The sequence below is a fragment of the Barnesiella sp. An22 genome (assembly GCF_002159975.1).
GTDB lineage: Bacteria > Bacteroidota > Bacteroidia > Bacteroidales > Barnesiellaceae > Barnesiella > Barnesiella merdigallinarum.
Map to the genome: position 1 here is coordinate 393,508 of NZ_NFJR01000001.1, position 19,176 is coordinate 412,683.

Below are 19,176 nucleotides of genomic sequence, written 5' to 3' on the forward strand. Positions count from 1 at the left end.
GCCTATGTACTACGATTTCGATGAAATAATACCTCGGCGGAATACCCGGTCGTACAAGTGGGACAGCACGGACGACGACCGGGTGCTCCCCCTCTGGGTGGCCGACATGGACTTCCGCACGGCACAGCCCGTTGTCGATGCCCTGGCCCGACGCGTGCAACACGGCATATTCGGGTATGTGCGTGTGCCCGACGAATACTATGCGGCAGTGACCGGGTGGTTCGCCCGTCGCCACGGCTGGCACATCGAGCGCGAGTGGATTGTCTACACCTCGGGGGTAGTCCCGGCCCTCTCGGTCATCATCAAGGCACTGACCCGTCCGGGCGACGGCGTGGTGGTGCAGACCCCGGTATACAACTGCTTCTTCTCTTCGATTCGCAACAACGGTTGCCGCGTGGTGACCAACCCGCTCCTGTACGAGGCGAATACCTACCGCATCGACTTCAACGACCTGGAGCGCAAAACGGCCGACCCGAGCGTCAAGCTCATGCTCCTCTGCAATCCACACAACCCGGCTGGCCGGGTGTGGAGCCGCGATGAGTTGCGCCGCATCGGCGAGATATGCCGGCACAACGGCGTGAAGGTAGTCGCCGACGAAATTCACTGCGAACTGGTATACCCGGGTCACACCTATACCCCCTTCGCATCCATCGACGAGAGCCTCCTGCAAAACTCCATCACCTGCCTGTCGCCCAGCAAAGCCTTCAACCTGGCCGGCCTGCAGATTGCCAACATCGTCTCGTGCGACGAAGCGGTGCGCCAGGCCATCGACCGGGCCATCAACATCAACGAGGTGTGCGACGTCAACCCCTTCGGCATCGAGGCCACCATAGCCGCCTACAACGAGGGCGAAGAGTGGCTGACCCAGTTGCTCGACTACCTGAAGGGCAACTACAACTTCATGTGCCGGTTTTTCCGCACCTTCCTGCCCCAGATTCCCGTCACGAAACTCGAGGGCACCTATCTGGTGTGGACCGACTGCCGGGCCCTGCGCCTCGACTCGGACACGCTGCAGGCCCGCCTGCTGGAGCAAGCCGGACTGTGGCTCAACAGCGGCACGATGTATGGCGCCGAGGGCGAAGGGTTCGTGCGCTGGAATATCGCCTGCCCCCGCTCGGTACTGCACGAAGCCCTGATGCGCTTCCGCTCGTTTGTCGAATCGTTGTCTGCAAACCGTTAACCGCATGGGGCGCACGACACATACACGACACGGAGCGGCCGTTGTGCTGGCCTACTTCCTCATCTATGTAGTGTGGGGCTCGACCTACTACTTCATCGGTGTGGCTCTGCACGACATCCCCACCTTTCTGCTGGGGGCCCTGCGCTTCTCAGCAGCGGGGCTCCTGCTGCTGGCGCTCTGTGGCTGGCGGGGCGAGCGGGTGATGCGCCCGCAGCTCATCAGGCGGTCGGCCGTGAGCGGTATCGTGCTGCTGTTTGTCGACATGGCCGTCATCATGCTGGCCCAACGCTACGTGAGCAGCAGCCTCGTGGCGATTGTCGCCTCGTCGACAGCCATCTGGATCATGCTGCTCGACGTGCCCATGTGGAAAAGAAACTTTCGCAGCCTACGCACGATTGCAAGCCTGCTGGCCGGATTTGCCGGCGTGGGGCTGCTCTACCTGGAACAGCTGGCTGCCGACTCCCACACCTCCATGCACCACGAGTACGGCATCCTGATTCTGGTGGCCGGCTGCATATCGTGGGCACTCGGCACGCTCTATGCCAAATACCGGTCGGCTGAAGCCGAGGCGGTAAACGCCTTTGCGGGGGCGGCGTGGCAGATGATTTTTGCCAGCATCCTGTTCTGGCTCTGTGCCTGGGCTGCTGGCGACACGACGCGGGTCGACTGGGCAGCGGTCTCGACCGGCTCGTGGCTGTCGTTGCTCTACCTCATACTCTTCGGCTCGCTGCTGGCCTATACCGCCTATGTGTGGCTGCTGAAGGTGCGGCCCGCCACCGAGGTGGCCACCCACGCCTATGTCAATCCGGTGGTAGCGGTAATCATCGGGGTATATATCGGCCACGAAGAGGTGAGCCTGCTGCAACTGGCCGGACTGGCCATTATCCTCGCCAGCGTGATACTGGTCGAAATGCGAACTCCACAATCTCCGAAACGACATGACAAACAATAACCTCTCCCCCATACGTTCGTCCGAACGGTATGTGATACTCGACGCCCTGCGCGGCTTCGCCATCCTGGGCATCGCACTGGCCAACTTTCCCGAGTTTTCGCTCTACACCTTCCTCCCGGCCGACGATGCGGCCCAGTTGCCCGCCTCGGGTGGCGACCGCGGCCTTCGCTACCTGCTCTATCTCCTGGTCGACGGCAAATTCTACACCCTCTTCTCCCTGCTGTTCGGCATCGGCTTTTCCATCATCCTGAGCAACGTGACCCGCAAGGGCGGGAATGCCCTGCGCGTGTTTTACCGGCGTATGGTCCTGCTGGCTCTCATCGGCGGGCTGCACCTGATATTTCTCTGGAGCGGCGACATCCTACTGCTCTATGCGCTGCTGGGCATGCTGCTCCCGCTGTTTCGCCACCTCTCCGACCGCCGGCTGCTGGCCGCGGCTCTGGCACTGCTCTTCATCCCCGTGTGCATCGATACCGTGTGCGAACTTACCCACACCAACCCCTCGGCCCGGGTGGTAGAGCTGCAGCAGATATATTGTGCCCGGTTCGGCATCACCGATGCCAACTTTGCCTATTGGCTGCACGATGCCACCGGCTACAACGAGGTGTTTCAATTCCTGATTCAGGGAGCCCTGGTGCGGATGCAGGAGTTTATCGACGGCAACCGCTACTTCAAGGTACTGGGGCTCTTTCTCATAGGCTACTACATCGGGCGGCAACGACTCTATGCCCGACTGGAAGAGAATAAGCCATGGCTGAAACGGCTCTTTGCCGGTGGTCTGATGGTCGGACTCCCCCTCTCGCTGCTCTACGCCTGGAGTTCGATGAACGCCCATCCCTGGGGGCTCTCCATCCACAGCCTGCTCTACTTCGTGAGCGTCTATCCCATGGCATTTGCCTACGCCTCGGGGTTTGGTCTGCTCTATCTCGCACGCCCCCGTCTGAAGGCATTCACCTGGCTGGCCGCACCGGGACGCATGGCCTTGAGCAACTACATAGGGCAGTCGCTGGCGGGCATGTTCATCTTCTACGGCATCGGGCTGGGACTGGGCTCCACCATCAGTCTGGCCACGACCGAGCTGATTGTACTGGTCGTGTTTGTCGTGCAGCAGGCCTTCAGCCGCATGTGGCTGAACACCTTCCGGTTCGGGCCGCTCGAGTGGATCTGGCGCATGCTCACCTATGGCCACTGGATAGCCTGCCGCAAACCCCGGTCGGGCGTGGAACCTTAGAAGCTCCACGCTATCCGAATGAGCCAGACTGTTAAAAAACAGGATATACCGCATCGATTCCACCCCTCGGACCTTCTGCCCGAGACCGTAATACAAATAAAAAATACATAGCGTTAAAATTTGTAGCAAAATATTTTTGTTGTTTGCGCGAATCCTATATTTTTGCATAATGTTTTATGCCGGTTTACCAATCGGGTCATGAAGCCGGACACGAAAACAATTATATAAATATCATATACTTATTTATCTATGAAAAGAGTTTATACTTTTGGCAACGGTAAAGCAGAAGGCCGTGCCGACATGAAAAACCTGCTGGGAGGCAAAGGCGCCAACTTGGCAGAGATGAATCTCATCGGTGTTCCTGTACCCCCGGGATTCACCATCACCACCGAGGTTTGTACAACATATACTCAACAAGGGCGTGAAGCCGTCGTTAAGGAGATCCAAAACGACGTAGAGCAAGCCATCGCCCACATCGAAAGCCTCACCGGCACGAAGTTCGGCGACGCCACCAACCCGCTGTTGGTATCGGTTCGTTCGGGTGCCCGCGTCTCCATGCCGGGTATGATGGATACCGTGCTCAACCTGGGTATGAACGACGAGGCCGTAGAAGCCATCGCCAAGAAATCGGGCAATCCCCGTTTCGCTTGGGACTCGTACCGTCGTTTCGTACAGATGTATGGCGACGTGGTATTGGGCATGAAACCCAAGACCAAAGAAGACATCGACCCCTTCGAAGAGGTGATGGACAAGGTGAAAGAGGCCAAAGGCATCAAGAGCGACACCGAGCTGCAGGTCGAAGACCTCAAAGAGCTGGTTCGCCTCTTCAAAGCCGCTGTCAAGGAAAACACCGGCAAAGACTTCCCCACCTCGCCCTGGGAGCAACTGTGGGGTGCCATCTGCGCCGTATTCGATAGCTGGATGAACGAACGCGCCATCCTCTACCGCCGCATGAACCAGATCCCCGAAGAGTGGGGTACGGCCGTGAACGTACAGGCCATGGTATTCGGCAACATGGGCAACACGTCGGCTACCGGTGTAGCCTTCACCCGCGACGCCGCTACCGGCGAAGACATCTTCAACGGCGAATACCTCATCAACGCACAAGGCGAGGATGTGGTTGCCGGTGTACGCACACCCCAGCAAATCACCCTCGAAGGCTCTCGCCGCTGGGCTGCCCTGCAAGGCATCAGCGAAGAGGAGCGTGCCAGCAAATACCCCTCGCTCGAGGAGTCGATGCCCGAGTGCGCCAAAGACCTCATCGAGACCCAACAGAAACTCGAAGACTACTTCAAGGATATGCAAGACCTCGAGTTTACCATCCAGGATGGCAAACTGTGGTTGCTCCAAACCCGTAACGGCAAACGCACCGGTGCCGCCATGGTAAAAATCGCCATGGACATGCTGCGTGCCGGCATCATCGACGAGAAGACCGCTCTGAAACGTATGGAAGCTCAGAAGCTCGACGAGCTGCTGCACCCTGTATTCGACAAAGACGCCGTAAAACGCGTGAAAGTCGTGGCTAAAGGTCTGCCCGCATCGCCGGGTGCCGCTACCGGCCAAATCGTATTCTTTGCCGACGACGCCGAAGCCTGGGCCGAGAAACGTAAAAAAGTGATTATGGTCCGTATCGAAACCTCGCCCGAAGACCTGCGCGGTATGAACGTGGCTCAAGGTATCCTCACCGCCCGCGGTGGTATGACCTCGCACGCTGCCGTTGTGGCCCGCGGTATGGGTAAATGCTGCGTATCGGGTGCCGGCGAAATCAAGGTCGACTACAAGGCCCGCACTGTAGAGATGGCCGGCAAGGTATACAAAGAGGGCGACTGGATTTCGTTGAACGGTTCGACCGGCGAAGTATACGACGGACAAGTTCCCACCGTCGATGCCGACATGAGCGGCGACTTTGCTGCCATCATGAACCTGGCCGACAAATATACCAAAGTAGACGTTCGCACCAACGCCGATACGCCGCGCGATGCAGCCGTAGCCCGCAAGTTCGGTGCCCGCGGTATCGGTCTGTGCCGTACCGAGCACATGTTCTTCGAAGGCGACCGCATCAAAGCCATGCGCGAAATGATTCTTTCGAAAGATGAAGAAGGCCGTCGTCACGCCCTCGACAAACTGTTGCCCATGCAACGCGGCGACTTCGAAGGCATCTTCGAAGCCATGGACGGTCTGGGCGTAACGATCCGTCTGCTCGATCCCCCCTTGCACGAGTTCGTACCCCATCAACTCGCTACGCAGAAAGAACTGGCCGAAGAGATGGGCATGAGCATCGAAGAGGTAAAACTCGCCTGCGACTCGCTGGCCGAGTTCAACCCCATGCTGGGACACCGTGGCTGCCGTCTGGGTTGCACCTATCCCGAAATTACCGAGATGCAGGCCCGCGCCATCATCGAGGCCGCCCTCAACGTGAAAGCCCGCGGTATCGACGTTCACCCCGAAATCATGGTACCCCTCGTAGGTGTGGTTGAGGAGTTGAGAATGCAGGCCGATGTCATCAACCGCGTAGCCGCTCAGGTATTCGAAGAGCGCGGCGATACGGTAGCCTACAAGGTAGGTACGATGATCGAGGTACCCCGTGCCGCCGTTACGGCCGACCAGATTGCCGAGGTAGCCGACTTCTTCTCGTTCGGTACGAACGACCTCACGCAGATGACCTTCGGTTACTCGCGCGACGATGCCGGCAAGTTCCTCAAGATCTACAAAGAGAAAGGTATCCTCAAAACCGACCCGTTCGAAGTGCTCGACCAGAAAGGCGTGGGCCAACTCGTTCGCATGGGTGTAGAGAAAGGCCGTTCGACCAAACCGACCCTCAAGGTAGGTATCTGCGGTGAGCACGGTGGCGAACCCTCGTCGGTTAAGTTCTGCGCCAAACTGGGCATGAACTACGTATCGTGCAGCCCCTACCGCGTGCCCATCGCCCGCGTAGCTGCCGCCCAAGCTGCCATCGAGGATTAAGCGATTGTAAATTCTATTCCTTAATAAAAGAGCCATGCCGGTGCCGGCATGGCTCTTTCTGTATTCGGCAGACGGCTCGTCCCCCCCTCCCCGCCTCCGATGACTTCTGGATAACCGCGTCGCAGCACGGTATGACAAACGAGTCACCCCGCACCCCGATGCGGGGTCCACTGAACCAGGAACAAAGGGTAATTCACGACAAACTGGATTCCACATCGAGTGCGGAATGACACGAGCTACCAACGACACTTGAATGCCACGGCAGGTACAAGAATTTGAAACACCATTGTCACAGAGATTTCACAGAATCGGCCAAGCGGGAGACGGGGGCTTTCGCTACTTTTGCTGGAGTGAAACGGGCGGGGGTATCTGCAACCTCCATCCATAAACGCGACAGGTATGACAAGAAGATGGTTTCCCCTGCTCTTGGGGCTGGCGATGGCCACCGTCTGGGCGGCACAGGCTGCCGGGCCCAAGTATGTGTTTTACATCATCGGCGACGGCATGGGTGTGAACGAGGTGAATGCTACCGAACTCTTTTATGGCGAGCTGGCCGGCCGGCAAGGACCGGAACGGCTGCTCTTCTCGCAATTTCCCCACTCGGCTTTCGTGAATACCGGCTCGGCCAGCAGCGACATTACCGACTCGGCTGCGGCGGGCACGGCTCTGGCTTGCGGAGTGAAGACCCGGAACAAGATGGTGGGGGTCGATGCCGACAGTGTACCGGTATACAGCATAGCGGTGAAGGCTCAACAGCAGGGGGCAGCTGTGGGTATCGTGACCAGCAGCGAAATCGACGATGCCACGCCGGGGGCCTTCTATGCCCACCAGGTGAACCGCAACAACCGCTACGAGGTGGGGCTCGACCTGCTGGCGACGGGGTTCGACTTCTACGCCGGCAACCGATTCAAGCAACCGTCGCTCCCCGGCAGGGAGTCGCTCTACGACCTGCTGCCCAAGCGGGGATATGTGCTGGCTACCAGTGTAGACGATTACCAACGCAAGGCCCAGAAGGCCGGGAAGATGGTGCTGTTTCCCGAGCGAAGCATCACCTATGCCATAGACCGCCAGCCCGGCGACATGCGGCTGGCCGACCTCACCCGCTGCGCCGTGGATTTCCTGTCGCGCAACGAGCGGGGCTTCTTCCTGATGATCGAGGGCGCCCAGATAGATTGGGCGGGACACACGCGCGACGGAGCGACCGACCTGCGCGAGGTGAAGGACCTGGAGGAGTCGGTACAGATTGCCTGTGACTTTTACCGGGCTCACCCCGACGAGACCCTTATCGTCGTTACGGCCGACCACGAAACGGGCGGTGTGGTACTGGGCACGGGCGAATATGCCCTCAACCTGCAGGCGCTCCAGTACCAGACGATGAGCGGCTCGACCTTCACCCGGCAGATTGCCGACTGGCGACGGGCTGGAGAACCGGTTTCGTGGGAGAGGGTGAAAACGGCTCTGTCGCAGGCCTTCGGCTTCTGGTCGCACCTCACCCTTACGGCCGAACAGGAGGCCCGCCTCAAACGGGTATACGAGGAGACCTTGCTCAACCCCTCGGACACATTGGTACAGTCGCTCTACGAGGCCAACGAACCGATGACCGAAACGGCCAAACAAATCATCAACGAGATAGCCCGCATCGCCTGGACCTGCGGCTCGCACACGGCCGGCTATGTGCCCCTCTATGCCATAGGAGCGGGTGCCGAAAAGTTTGGCGGAACCATCGACAACACCGATATTCCCCGAATCGTTTCCGAGATTTTCAGATATAAATAAATAGCTAATCTTCAGCGGAATACAAAAGACACAGTCTCTTTTGTGTAAGATTTTTTTAGAAAAACATTGTGAAATTAGGACAAAGGATATAACTTTGTCCCCCGTAATCGGTTTGCCCCGTCCGAATCGGCCGAGGCAATGAAAAGGGAATCGGGTGCAAATCCCGAACAGGCCCGCTGCTGTGAGTTTCGTATGAGTTTTCAGACAAATACTGCAATGCCACTAATCCAGACTCGATTGGGAAGGCGTCTGAGAGGGAGACAAGTCAGAAGACCTGCCGATTGCGTAGAAACAACTGTTGCCGGCTCCGTGGACCGAGCCGCCGGTCGAAAGAAAATTTTTCGGAAAAAAGAGATTTTTTGCTTGAGCAATAGGAGTAGGCGTCGCGTGGGCGACTCTATTCCGCCATTCAGTATTTAACTAAAAAAGAAAAGATTATGGCAAGAAAAATTCCTTTTAGTGTAGATATAACGGGGAGCTTCGTATACTCCGAGCCCCTCGTCGAAGCCCGCAAACTGTATCACGACGGGGTGTGGAGTTCGGCCAAGCTGCACGAAATCGAAGATAAAGAGATTTATCGCATTGTCGAGAAGTGCAAAGAGATAGGGCTGAAGTGTGTAACCGACGGCGACTACAAGTCGACCAACTATCTCGACTTTTTCCACCACTTGGAGAATATCACGAAACAGGAACCGGCTCAACCCGAAGAGGTGAAGGAGTCGGTTATCTCGGGCAAAATCGGATTTGACAACGCCTACCCCTCCACGCCGAAGGTGACCCAGCGCTTCACCTACCTGACGGGTATCATCGGGGGCGACATGTATGCCAAGGTGCTGCTCCCCTCGCCTGCTACACTGCTGGCCGAGCTGCTCCGCCCCGAGAACCGCTACAATACCGGGCGCTACTACCCCGATATGGATTTGCTCGTGCACGACATCGCCCAAACTTACCAGACGGTCATCAGCGAGTTTTACGACATGGGGTGCCGATTCCTGCAACTGAGCGACTACGCCTGGAACCTGGCCGGCAACAGCGACCTCGAGCAGGTGGCCCAGGCCGCACACATCGACCTGCTTTCGCTGGTGGCTACCTCGGCCAAACTCACCGAGGCTTGTCTGGCTCAGAAACCCGACGACATGTGCATCTCGCTGCAGTTCCACGAGAAGTGGTGGCGCGTGGGCGACAAGGAGAAGACGGCCGAGCTGCTGCTCTCGACCCGGGCCGATGCCATTGCACTCGACTTTGGCGACCGCGAAAACGAGAACATCGACCTCTCCATGCTCAACTACTGCCAGGGCAAAGAGGTGATTCTGGGATTGATTTCGACCTCGAGCCTGCAACCCATATCGACCAGCAGCATCACGCTGCACATCGAGAATGCAGCTCGTCTGCTCCCGCTCGAGTCGCTCCACCTGAGCAGCCAGGGCGACTTCCGCGACAACGAGGGCAACAGCATCGTCTCGGAACAGATGATGTGGAGCAAAATCGTAACGATGAAAAATATTGCGAAGAGCGTTTGGGGCGAATAAATCGTTCGCCTGAACGACTACTCCCGACCTGTGAGCCGATAGTCGATGCGGTCAACATGCACCGGCTATCGGTTCTCTCTTTCCAATCTCTATCTTGAAAGAAGAGAATGGGCGGCCCGGCTCTGCCAAATGTCGAAAACTTCGTTTTCCATTTGCCACTGCTCTCGCCTTTTGTTATCTTTGCACGCTGAAACATTGGTCAATACTACAATAAGGTGAACAACGTACACGAAGAACTGAAATCGGTATCGCAATTTCTTACGGAATATGCGACTTGTTTGATGGCATCGGGCGTACATACCTCGCGTATCGTGCGCAACACGGCCCGTATAGCCGAGTCGTTTGGGTTCGAAGCCCACATGACCCTCTTTCACAAAACCATCAGCATGACCTTGCGAAGCAAGGACAACGCCCACGTATACAGCACGGTGAGTACCGCAAAATCGGGGGCTATCAATTTTGAGTTCAACTCCGAGTTGAGTGCTCTCAGTTGGGAAGCCTACGACAACCATCTCCCGCTCGACACGCTGTGGGAGAAGTTCCACGCCATCACAAGCAAACCTCGCATGAACCCGTGGGCGGTGTGGATTCTGGTGGGCTTTGCCAATGCCTCGTTCTGCCGGCTCTTCAACGGCGACTGGATAGCGGTAGCCGCCGTATTTGTGGCTACGCTCGTGGGATTCCGCATCAAACAAATATTGCACTTCAACCACTATTTCGTATTCACCATATCGGCATTTGTCGCATCGCTCATCGCCTCGATTACCATGTGGCAGCACTGGGGTACCACCCCCGACATCGCTATCGGTGCCAGCGTGCTCTACCTCATACCGGGCGTGCCCTTGATTAACGGGATTATCGACATTATCGAAGGTCATGTGCTGGCCGGTACCGCCCGCCTCATCAACGCCCTGCTGCTGATTGTCTGCATTGCCTTCGGTATGGGTATTACACTTTTAATGATGGGAGGGAAACTGTTATGATCGACTGGCAAATATTAGGCTCGGTCATTGCCGACGCCATCGGAGCTGCCATTGCAGCCATAGGCTTCGCCGTTATCTCCAACCCGCCCCGCCGGGCCATTCTGTATGCCGCATTACTGGCTGCCGTAGGTCACAGCATCCGGTTCGTACTGCTGAAATATGCAGGCCTCGACCTGGCCTCGGCTTCGTTTGTCGCCGCCTTCTCGATAGGTATGCTCAGCCTGGCTGCCGGATACCGCATCTTCTGCCCGGCCACGGTACTGTACATACCGGCCCTGCTCCCGATGATTCCCGGTATGTATGCCTACCGCACGGTATTCTCGCTCATTCGATTCCTGCAAAGCAGCGGGAACGACAACGAGGCCATACACTACCTGCTCGAGATTTTCAAGAACGGTATCACCACAGCCTCGGTACTCTTCTCGCTGGGTGTTGGTGCCACCATACCCATATTCATATTTTACAAACGGGCCTTCAGCATGACCCGCGCAGCCAACCGCCCGAAGCGGCAAGCCTGACCCGCCCGATACGACACGATACAAATGCCCGCTCCCCCTTCGGTCCACCGCTCGAGGAGTGGGCATTAACATGTTTTATGGAGCGAGAGTCCTGAATAATCGAGATTTTCGTTATCATTGTAATCATTTTCGGTCTTCCCGAGAAAACTCATATAATACCAAGCACAACATGAAAAAGAATTTTTCCCTGAAAAGCACCCTGCTGCTGGCTTCGCTTGCCGGCACCGGTCTCATACAAGCACAACAACAGCCCAACATCGTTCTGTTTCTGGTCGACGATATGGGCTGGCAAGATACATCGGTTCCGTTTTACTCCGAGTCAACTCCCCTGAACAACCGCTACCGTACCCCCAACATGGAGCGGTTGGCCCACATGGGGGTGAAGTTTACCGAGGCTTACGCCTGTGCCATCTCGTCGCCCACGCGGTGCAGCCTGATGTCGGGCATGAATGCGGCCCGTCACCGGGTGACCAACTGGACCCTGAACTACGACCAGAAGACCGACGCCTCGAGCGACGTGATTCAACTGCCCGAGTGGAACTACAACGGCATACAACCGGCACACACGACCCTGACCGCCGACCTGAAAAACTCGACCCGTATCACCTCGTTCCCCCAGATTCTGCACCAGAACGGCTACTACACGATACACTGCGGCAAGGCGCACTTCGGCGCCAAGGGTACATCGGGGGCCGACCCCTCGACCATGGGTTTCGACGTGAACATCGGCGGCGGGGCCAACGGGGCACCGGGCAGCTATCTGGGCACGCGTAACTTCGGCCAAGGCTCGCCCTTCGAAGTGTTGGGCCTGGAGAAATACCACGGGCAGAATATATTCCTCACCGAAGCACTCACACGCGAAGCCATCGAGGCCCTGAAACAGCCGATAAGCCGGCAGCAACCTTTCTACCTCTACATGTCGCACTATGCCGTGCACTCGCCCTACGACGACGATGCCCGATTCAGCGACTACTACCGCAACCGCTACGATATCCAACTCGATGCGCCGCTCAACGAAAACGAAGCCCGGTATGCCGCACTGGTCGAGGGCATGGACAAGAGCCTGGGCGACCTGCTCGACTTTCTCGAAAGCCAGCCCGAGGTGGCTGCCAATACCATCGTCCTCTTCATGTCGGACAACGGTGGACAGGGGCTGAACAACGTACGCCAGGGCCGTGAAAACCGCGACCAGAACTACCCGGCACGTGCCGGCAAGGGGTCGGCCTTCATGGGTGGCGTGCGCGAGCCGATGATGGTCTACTGGCCCGGCGTGACCAAGGCCGGCAGCGTGTGCGACCAACGGGTAATGATCGAGGACTTCTTCCCCACGATTCTCGAGATGGCCGGTGTGAAGGAGTACTCGACCGTACAGACGACCGACGGCGTGAGCTTTGCCGACGTGTTGCGCAACCCTTCGACCCGTCACGAGCGCAGCATCGTGTGGCACTTCCCCAACCTGTGGGGCGAAACCCAGAATACCGAGGAGGGCTACGGAGCCTACTCGTCGATTCTGAAAGGCGACTATCACCTCATCTACCATTGGGAAACGCAGCAACGCCGCCTCTACAACGTGCGTGCAGATATAGGCGAGCAGCACGACCTGGCTCTCGAGCAACCCGCGATTGCCGAAGCTCTGGCCCGGGAACTGACCGACTACCTGAAATCGACCGACGCCCAACGCCCGACCTACATCGCTACGGGCGAAGCCTGCCCCTACCCCGACGGCTCGAAATAAATCACTTGGTGACATGTGATTACATACGATACAATAGGACATTATGAATCTCATAAAGACAGCATTCTGCCTGATTATTCTCATTTGCAGTTCAATCCCTGTCTGGAGTCAAACAACAGGAAAAATAGTAGATACCGACCGGCAGCCGGTGGAGGGTGCAACCGTCGTCATGCAGCTGCCCGATTCGACCTACCTGGGCGCAGCCATCTCTGCAGCCGACGGTACATTCAGCCTTGAACCCATGGCAGACCGCTATCTGCTCATCGTCCAGCATCTGTTTTATCAGTCCCAGGTGGTAAAGGGTCAGACGCGTGACGCCGGCATCATCGTACTGGAGCCGAAAGAGCATAGCCTGGCCGAAGTGGTTGTCGAGGGAGAACGCCCTTTGGTAACCGTGGAACAGGGTAAACTGAGTTATGATATTTCGGCCATCTCAAAAAAGCATATCGTCAACAATGCTTACGAGGCTATCTGCAAGCTGCCGGGAGTACAGGACCGGAGCGGCAAGCTCTCACTGATCGGGGCAAAAGATGTGACGGTAATCCTCAACGGCAAGGCCAGTACCCTGACCCAGGAACAGCTGATTGAAATGTTGAAGAATACCTCTGCCTCGCAGGTTCAGACGGCCGAAGTGATGTATAACACGCCGCCCGAATATCATGTGCGCGGTGCCGCCATCAATATCGTGACGGCCAAGGCTGCCGACAATACGCTCCAAAGCGAACTCTCGGCGACTTACAGCAACCAGTATTTCGGCAGTTACAGCGGCAATGTAAACTTTCTGTTGACAAAAGGCAAGTCGTCGCTGAATGTCTCATACAACCCCGGCTATTCGCACATCATGACCGTGATGGATCTGGCCTCCATGCACCAGTATGACGGGCAAGTATATGACATCACGCAGCGGCAGAAAATCAACACGAAGGGGTGGAAGCATAACATCTATGCCGAGTATGGCTATCAGATAAACGAGGATAATGCGCTGAGTGTGGGATACAACGGTGCCCTGTCGGGCAACGGCAAGGGGACCATCGATGTAAACGGGAATTTTCAGAACAGCCACAACGACAAGGTGCAGGACAGCTGGCTGCACAATGTCTTTGCCCGCTACTCCTCGGGCTTCGGGCTGGACCTCGGCGTGGACTATACGGACTATTCGATGAACGACTACAACCACCTGGAGAGCGAACTGACAGGCCATACGCGCCAACTGCTTGACTATACTTCGGACCAGAAGATACGCAAGGTCTCGGTATATGCCGACCAGAGCCACAGCCTGGCCAACGACTGGACCTTGAAGTACGGTGTCCGATATGACTATACCGACAACCGAAACAGTCAGCTCTTCAATCAGACGGAAGGAAAGGACAATGTGGACAACTCCTCCTCGCGCCTTTACGAGCAGATAGCCAACTTGTATGCCGGCTTCGACAAGGAGTTTGCAAACGGTTTGTACCTTTCGCTCTCGGCAACCGGCGAATATTACTCCATCGGGAACTATCACAAGTGGTCGCTCTATCCGCAGGCCAGTCTCAGCTATTCGCCGTCGGAAAAGCACACCTTCATGCTGGGCGTTTCGTCGGAAAAGGAGTACCCCACTTATTGGGACATGCAGACCAGCACCACCTACATGAATGCCTACGAAGAGATTCAGACTATCGAAGGGCTACGGCCTGCCAATGTGTATAGCGTGAATGCCAACTACCTCTTCCTGCAGAAGTATATGCTGTCGCTGTTTTATGAGCGCATCGACGATTATTTCACGATGGAGATGTATCAGGCGAAAGACCGTCTGGCTCTTGTGTACCGCACGCAAAACTGGAACTACTACCAGTCCTTCGGCATGAGTGCCAACATTCCGTTCAGCATCGGGAACTGGCTCTCCTCGCAGGTAAATGCCACCGTGGTCAATGACCGCAACCGCTGTGACCACTTCTGGGATATTCCCTTCGACCGGAACAAATGGGCCTGCATGCTGTCCATGCAGAACCATTTCTCGGTAGGGTCCCAACTGGGTTTCGACTTGGACGCGATGTACCGCTCAAGCATGATTTCCGGTATCAGCGATACGAAACCGGTCTTTATGGTCAATGTGGGTGCCCAATGGAACTTCCTGAAGGATAAAGCCAGTCTGAGCCTGAACTGCTCCGACCTGTTCGATACCATGCGCATGAAGGTGAAAAACCGCTATGCCGGGCAACACATCGACTTGAATATGGGACAATACAGCCGCACGGTTTCCGTAAAACTGGTGTACCGCTTTGGCGGAAGTATCACCAAGGAAAAGAGAGAGGTGGACTCTTCTCGTTTCGGACATTAGCGGTATCTATGACAGTCTGGCCCAATATCCGGTATCTGTGTAATTCCATGAATTTGTGGAGCCCGCAATTCCATCACACCGTCGGGTTCGACATTGACCCCACTACCCGTCAATCGCGAAAACGGGGTTACCTTTTCGATGCGGGTAAGAACACAATCGACAAACGACTCGCTGCTAATACGGGCGAGGCCTGCCCCTACCCCGACGTCTCGAAACAAGGCAACGACTCCTCGCGGTTCTTTTTCCATACAGTTCCCAATCATGCAAGTGGGGCAACCATCTGCATTGAGGAAATATTGCACACTTTTTCAGACTATTCGATAACGAATAATGGAACAAAAATAACGACTTTCGCACCCAAGAAAAGCATCGTATGAAAAAAGAACAAAATCAACCCCCCAAACGGGTCAATCCCTACACCGGTTTTTTAGGGAGTATTTTAATCCTCTTACTGCTGAACGGATTGATTATGCCCAGTCTGTCGGGAAACCGAATTGTCACAACCGACTACGGCACTTTTGTCGAAAAAGTAGACAGCGGTCTGGTAAAAGAGGTCGCTATCAAGAGCAATCAAATCTACTTCATAACTCAAGAAAAAGACAAAGAGATAACCTACCAAACCGGCGAAGCCAACGACCCCCAACTGGTAGACCGACTGCTGCATGCCAGCAGTCCCAACGACAACGGCAAAATAGAATTTACCCAAATCGTTCCTCGCGAAAACTCACCCCTGCTCGATTTCCTGTTGATGTGGATTCTGCCGGGTCTGCTCTTCTATATTCTCTGGAGACAAATCGGAAAGAGTCTCCAGAACCGGATGAAATCGGGCGGTAACTTCATGTCATTCGGTAATAGCGGTGCCAAAATCTATGCCGAGTCGGACATCAAGACCACCTTTGCCGATGTGGCCGGACAGGAGGAGGCCAAAGAGATGTTGGCCGAAATCGTAGACTTTCTGCACAACCCCGGGAAATATGCCGAGATTGGAGCCACCCTGCCCAAGGGAGCCCTGCTGGTAGGCCCTCCGGGAACCGGCAAAACCCTTATCGCCCGAGCCGTAGCCGGCGAGGCCAAGGTGCCCTTCTTCGCCATATCGGGTTCGGAGTTTGTACAGATGTTCGTCGGTATGGGTGCAGCCAAGGTGCGCGACCTCTTCAAACAGGCCGGTGAGAAAGCCCCCTGCATCATCTTCATCGACGAAATCGATGCCATAGGCAAACGCCGCGACACCGGACTGGGCGGCAACGACGAACGGGAACAGACCCTGAACCAGCTGCTCACCGAGATGGATGGCTTCGACGGCCGCAAAGGTGTGGTGATACTGGCCGCCACCAACCGCCCCGACAGCTTGGACAAAGCGTTGCTGCGACCGGGCCGGTTCGACCGCCGGGTACAGATGGAACTCCCCGATCTGGAGGGACGGAAAGCCATTCTCGAGGTTCATTTGAAAAAAGTACGCCACGGCAATATCGACGTCGACCTGGTGGCCCGTGCCACCGCCGGCTCGTCGGGTGCCGAACTGGCCAACATCGTAAACGAGGCCGCCCTGCGGGCCGTACGCATGGGACGCAAGCAAATTACCACGGCCGACCTGGAAGAGAGTGTCGAAACCGTCATTGCCGGTGCTCAAAAGAAAAACAAAATCCTGTCGGACGACGAGAAGAAGATTGTCGCCTATCACGAAATAGGGCACGCTCTGGTGGCCGCCTTGCAGACCCACTCGGCCCCGATACACAAAATCACCATTATCCCCCGTACCTCGGGTGCTTTGGGCTACACCATGCAGGTCGACCGCGGGGAGCAGTCGCTCTTGAGCCGCGAAGACCTCTTCAACCGCATCGTCACCCTCACGGGCGGACGCTCGGCCGAGGAGGTGATGTTCGGTATCGTCACTACCGGAGCCTCGAACGACATCGAACAGGCCACCAAACTGGCCCGTGCCATGGTGACCCGCTACGGCATGAGCGACCGCTACGACATGATGGAACTCGAAACGACCAGCAACGCTTATCTGGGCGGAGACAACTCGCTCATCTGTTCGCCCAGCACGGCCGCCGACCTAGACAAAGAGGTATTGCACCTCATCACCTCAGCTCACGAGAAAGCCAAGGAGATGATCAAGAGCCACACCGAAATCATGCACCGGGCCGCAGCCTACCTGACCGAACGGGAGACCATCACCGGCGACGAGTTCATGAAGATTGTCGAAGAGTGCACCGCCAAAGATTAAAAGACAGACTGTTATTGCGTTTCATATTCGACCGGGCGAAACCGTATGGAGATTTTTCTCCGAATCGGTTTCGCCTTTTCTTTATTCCTCCTTCATACGACGGTAGCGCAACGGAGAGACGCCGATATGAGTCCTGAAAAACCGGACAAAGGAAGAAGCATTAGGGAAATGCAACTTTTCAGAAATCTGCTGTACCGTCAAATCGGTAGCCCGTAACGCCCGCTTGGCTTCGAAAAGCACAGCCTCGTTAATCCACGTCTGTACCGAATAGTGGGTAATCGACTTTACAGCCCCCGACAGGTATTTGGGGGTTACGCACAATTCACCGGCATAGAACGCAACGGTACGTTCACGCTCGAAGTGTTGCAGCAGCAAATCGAAAAAACGCCTCGTGATAGACTCGGCCCGCGAGCATGACAGATTGTCGACCCTCGCCGAATTTTCAAATGTCGATGCCACAATCAACAGCAACGACAGGACCAACGAAGTTCTAATCTTTTCCGACATCCCTGCTCCATCGTTATACCGCTCGATCATTGCATAGAGCTCGACCAGGTCTTTTACCTTCTCGTCGCTCAGCGATACGTAGGGCCACGAATTTATATTCTTCAGCCAATCGAAATCGGGGGTCACAGGGATATGACGGACAAAATCGAGCGAAATAAACAGGACCTTCGCCTCGAAATCGGGCGAATAATGCAACACCGAGAATATCTGCTTCGGCGTAACGACCAACAGATCTTTGGTCGAAACCTCATACTCACTGTAATTGAGCCGTATCTTCATCGACCCGCTGGTGCAAAGGTTAAATATGAAACCCTCGGAGATAAACGACTGTCCCTGAAAATCGCGTCCAAGCACCTCGGTCAACTCCTTAAATGCAAATTCGCCCTCGTGATTCAATATTCTTTCGTCCATACCGACCGCCCAGTTTCTAAATTTCTACGACAAAAATAAGAAATAATGCACATTTTTAGAACTACAATGATAATAAGAATGCAACCTATCCCGTCTATCTTTATCGCCGTTAATTCTAAAAAACAAAGTCCTATGTTAAATGAAATGCGTTTACATCAAAAGCCCTTCAAATACTGGTGGATATCCCTGCTGGCAGGTATACTGAGTATTGTCGGTGGTATCCTTTGTTTTTCCACCCCTATCGATTCGCTGGCCGTACTCACCCTCTTTTTCGTTGCCATCCTTATTGTCGGGGGTATCTTCAATATTGCATCGGCCTTTACAAACCGTAAGTGGAACGACTATTGGGGTTGGGACCTGGCCCGCGGTATCATAGAACTCTTACTGGGAGTATGGCTCTACATGCTGCCTCTGGTACTTGTGACAACCACTATCGTCTACGTATTCGGATTCTGGATGCTGTTCCACTCGATTATCGGCATCTGCGAGTCGTGCGAACTTGCCCGCCTGCCTATAAAAGGTTGGGGGTGGCTGCTGGCCTGCAACATACTGAGCCTGATCTGCTCGTTCCTCTTCCTCACCACACCTATCTTTGGCGGACTGTTTATTCTCGTCTACATCGGGGTATCGTTCATTCTGTATGGAATATTCCGTATCGTATTGGCATTTAAGATGCACAGCTTCAACCGCGCCCTGCAAGAAGAATAGGCTCTCTATCATCCTTTGAATATGCCGTTATGCAACAACGGCTCTCTACGAAAGAGGTTATGACGATACGAAAATCATCGTCATAGCCTCTTTTTGTACAAAAAAGATAGCCGACATTCGTCGATGCAATGA

General features: G+C 55.6%; 13 protein-coding genes and 1 riboswitch. Of the genes, 12 read left to right on the forward strand and 1 reads right to left on the reverse strand.

The window, feature by feature from the left end; translation table 11 throughout:
- Positions 1 to 4 precede the first annotated feature (4 nt).
- From B5F38_RS01710 to ftsH, 11 genes are all read left to right on the forward strand, one after another.
- A complete protein-coding gene (locus B5F38_RS01710; protein WP_087407583.1) occupies positions 5 to 1,180 on the forward strand; it encodes a MalY/PatB family protein in 1,176 nt (391 codons plus the stop codon).
- Between the two features lie 4 nt (positions 1,181 to 1,184).
- A complete protein-coding gene (locus tag B5F38_RS01715; RefSeq protein ID WP_087407584.1) occupies positions 1,185 to 2,132 on the forward strand; it encodes an EamA family transporter in 948 nt (315 codons plus the stop codon).
- Entirely contained in the window at positions 2,119 to 3,363 is a 1,245-nt protein-coding gene (locus B5F38_RS01720) for a DUF418 domain-containing protein (RefSeq protein ID WP_087407585.1), read from the forward strand. The genes B5F38_RS01715 and B5F38_RS01720 overlap by 14 nt, the downstream gene beginning before the upstream one ends.
- 249 nt (positions 3,364 to 3,612) lie before the next feature.
- Complete coding sequence (gene ppdK, locus B5F38_RS01725) at positions 3,613 to 6,327, forward strand: pyruvate, phosphate dikinase (RefSeq protein ID WP_087407586.1); 2,715 nt, start codon at positions 3,613 to 3,615, stop codon at positions 6,325 to 6,327.
- 399 nt (positions 6,328 to 6,726) lie between these two features.
- A complete protein-coding gene (locus B5F38_RS01730) occupies positions 6,727 to 8,103 on the forward strand; it encodes an alkaline phosphatase (RefSeq protein WP_087407587.1) in 1,377 nt (458 codons plus the stop codon).
- A gap of 91 nt (positions 8,104 to 8,194) precedes the next feature.
- A riboswitch (cobalamin riboswitch) is annotated at positions 8,195 to 8,400 on the forward strand.
- Between the two features lie 140 nt (positions 8,401 to 8,540).
- Positions 8,541 to 9,632: a hypothetical protein gene (locus B5F38_RS01735; protein WP_087407588.1), complete on the forward strand. Its 1,092-nt coding sequence runs from the start codon at positions 8,541 to 8,543 to the stop codon at positions 9,630 to 9,632.
- A 215-nt stretch (positions 9,633 to 9,847) separates the two neighbouring features.
- Positions 9,848 to 10,615 (forward strand): threonine/serine exporter family protein, encoded by a 768-nt coding sequence (locus tag B5F38_RS01740; protein ID WP_087407589.1) that lies wholly within the window; start codon positions 9,848 to 9,850, stop codon positions 10,613 to 10,615.
- A complete protein-coding gene (locus tag B5F38_RS01745) occupies positions 10,612 to 11,133 on the forward strand; it encodes a threonine/serine exporter family protein (protein ID WP_087407590.1) in 522 nt (173 codons plus the stop codon). Before B5F38_RS01740 ends, B5F38_RS01745 begins: the two co-directional genes overlap by 4 nt.
- A gap of 169 nt (positions 11,134 to 11,302) precedes the next feature.
- Positions 11,303 to 12,868 (forward strand): sulfatase, encoded by a 1,566-nt coding sequence (locus B5F38_RS01750; RefSeq protein WP_087407591.1) that lies wholly within the window; start codon positions 11,303 to 11,305, stop codon positions 12,866 to 12,868.
- A 43-nt stretch (positions 12,869 to 12,911) separates the two neighbouring features.
- On the forward strand, positions 12,912 to 15,188 hold the full coding sequence (locus tag B5F38_RS01755; protein ID WP_087407592.1) for an outer membrane beta-barrel family protein: 2,277 nt from the start codon (positions 12,912 to 12,914) through the stop codon (positions 15,186 to 15,188).
- 373 nt (positions 15,189 to 15,561) lie between these two features.
- Entirely contained in the window at positions 15,562 to 17,418 is a 1,857-nt protein-coding gene (gene ftsH, locus B5F38_RS01765; protein ID WP_087407594.1) for an ATP-dependent zinc metalloprotease FtsH, read from the forward strand.
- An 81-nt stretch (positions 17,419 to 17,499) separates the two neighbouring features.
- Here the strand turns inward: ftsH and B5F38_RS01770 are convergent, their stop codons facing one another.
- Entirely contained in the window at positions 17,500 to 18,336 is an 837-nt protein-coding gene (locus B5F38_RS01770) for an AraC family transcriptional regulator (protein WP_087407595.1), read from the reverse strand.
- 132 nt (positions 18,337 to 18,468) lie between these two features.
- Here B5F38_RS01770 and B5F38_RS01775 point away from each other — a divergent pair, with 132 nt between their 5' ends.
- Entirely contained in the window at positions 18,469 to 19,044 is a 576-nt protein-coding gene (locus B5F38_RS01775; RefSeq protein WP_158096821.1) for an HdeD family acid-resistance protein, read from the forward strand.
- Positions 19,045 to 19,176: the final 132 nt, after the last annotated feature.